The organism is Paucibacter sp. XJ19-41 (assembly GCF_028462495.1).
Taxonomy (GTDB): Bacteria; Pseudomonadota; Gammaproteobacteria; order Burkholderiales; family Burkholderiaceae_C; genus Roseateles_E.
Genome location: NZ_JAQOWX010000249.1, coordinates 1 through 2,037, shown reverse-complemented (window position 1 = coordinate 2,037; position 2,037 = coordinate 1). Strand labels below are relative to the sequence as shown.

Below are 2,037 nucleotides of genomic sequence, written 5' to 3'. Positions count from 1 at the left end.
GGCCGGGCGCAGCGTCTCGGCTTGGGCGGCGATGGCGGCCGCAGTCGGCGGTGCGTCCCGGCCGCAGGCCTGCAGCGCCAGCAGGGTCAGCAGGGTCGGCAAGACGGCGCTGCGCATCAGTAGCTGGCCCGCAGTTCGAGCGACACGGTGCGCGGCCGGCTCAGCGTCGCATAGGCGCTGCCCAGCGGGGCCGATTCGTACCAGAGCTTGTTGACATAGCGTTTGTCCAGCAGATTGCTGACCGCCAGGCTCAGGCCCCAGCCCTGGTTCGCGCTGTCCCAGGCCAGCCTGCCGTCCAGGCGCTGCCGGGGGCCGCCGACGCGGAAGGTCGGCGTGCTCAGGCATTGGCCCTGCACCAGCGATTCGCTGTTGCAGCGCTGGGCGCTGCTATAGGCCGCCTGCAGGCTGGCCTGGGCCTGGCCGCCGGCCAGGGCCCAGCCATAGTCGGCGCCCAGGCTGGCGCTCAGCTTGGGCGTGCCGACCGGCAAGCCGGCCAGGTTCTCGCCGGCGCTGCCGCGGCCGCGCCGGTAGGTCTGGTCCAGCAGCTCCAGCACGGCGTTGATGCGCAGCTGGCGCGTCGCCTGCCAGCGGGCCTCGAGGTCCAGGCCGGTGGCGCGCTGGTCGCTGATGCTCACCTGGTAGGCCGGGATGCCGCCGGGCGTGCTGGCCGGCACCAGTTGCAGGGTCTGCAGATTGTCGAAACGGTAGTGGAACAGCGCGGCGCTGTAGCTGAGGCCTTGCGCCGGCCACTGGCCCTTCAGGCCCAGCTCCAGATTGCTGACGCGCTCGGGCTCGTAGCGCGAGTTGACCTGCAAGGTGTTGAAGCCGCCGGCCTGGTAGCCGCGCGTCAGCGAGGCATAGGCCATCAGGTCCTTGCTGTAGCGATGGTCCAGCACCAGGCGCGGGCTGGTGTCGCTCCACTTCTTGGTCACGACCAGCGGCGCGGTGCTGGCGCCCTGGGTCGCGACCAGGGCGTTGTTCGTCATGCCGCCCCACAGCGCATCGGCCTCGTCCTGGCTGATCGCCCCCATCGCGACCAGGGCCGGGAACAGGCCGGCCGCGTCCAGCGCCGCCAACTGGGCGTCGAGGNCCACAGCGCATCGGCCTCGTCCTGGCTGATCGCCCCCATCGCGACCAGGGCCGGGAACAGGCCGGCCGCGTCCAGCGCCGCCAACTGGGCGTCGAGGCCGGGGGCCTGGCGCAGCGGGTTGAACCAGCTGAAGCGCTTCTCGTCGCGGGTCAGGCGCAGGCCCGTGGTGATATTGGTGGCCGGGCCGACACGCCAGATCACATCGCCGTAGACCGCCAGCGCCCGGTTGCGCGCGCGGTTGCTCATGTCCTCCAGCCAGTCCTGGCCCAGCAGGTCCACGCCCGGGATGCCGGCCGCCTGGCTCAGCATATTGACGCTGCTGAACAGCGGCGCGCCCAGCAGATTGGCCGACAGGCTGTCCAGCCCGGTGGTGGTCGTGCCGACCAGGGCCGACTGCCGCGCCTTCTCATGGAACAGGCTCAGGCCCAGCAGCCAGTCGGCGCCGGGGTGCTTGCCAGCCAGGCGGAACTCCTGCTGCCAGCTGGTATTGCCCTCAATGTTGGTGGTGCGCAGATAGGCGGCCGGGTTGTTGGTGCCGTCGTTGTCCTGGCGGTTCAGCGAGCTGAAATGGCGGTAGGCGGTGGTCGACGTGAACTCGGCCCAGGGCAGGCTGTGCTCGATGCGCAGGGTCAGACCATCGAAGTCGCGCGCCTCCCTGGCATCGGGCACATCGCTGAACAGCGGCGCCTTGCGCGGGTCCAGGAAGCCGCCCGGATCGGCCGGGAAGGGCAGCGGCGTGCCGGCCGGACGGGCGCCCACCAGACCGATCGCGGCGCGGGCGCGCTGGTCCAGTTTTTCATGCTCATAGGTCAGCACGGCCTTGCTGTCCTCGCTGGCCTGCAGGCGCAGCGCCAGGCGCGCGCCCCAGCTGCCCTGGCCGCCGTAGCGCTGGCCGCTGGCGGCATCGCGCAGATCGCCGTCGCTGCGCTGCGACACCAGGCTGGCGC

1 protein-coding gene is annotated in these 2,037 nt (G+C 71.5%); it reads right to left on the bottom strand.

The window, feature by feature from the left end; genetic code table 11:
* Nucleotides 1–116 precede the first annotated feature (116 nt).
* Nucleotides 117–986, bottom strand: coding sequence for a TonB-dependent receptor domain-containing protein (locus PO768_RS28650; RefSeq protein ID WP_442953321.1), 870 nt, complete (start codon nt 984–986; stop codon nt 117–119).
* Between the last annotated feature and the right edge of the window lie 1,051 nt (nt 987–2,037).

What these genes read in the sequence shown, in the direction of transcription:
- PO768_RS28650 (WP_442953321.1), bottom strand. Translation starts at nt 986, where the DNA reads ATGACGAACAACGCCCTGGTCGCGACCCAGGGCGCCAGCACCGCGCCG.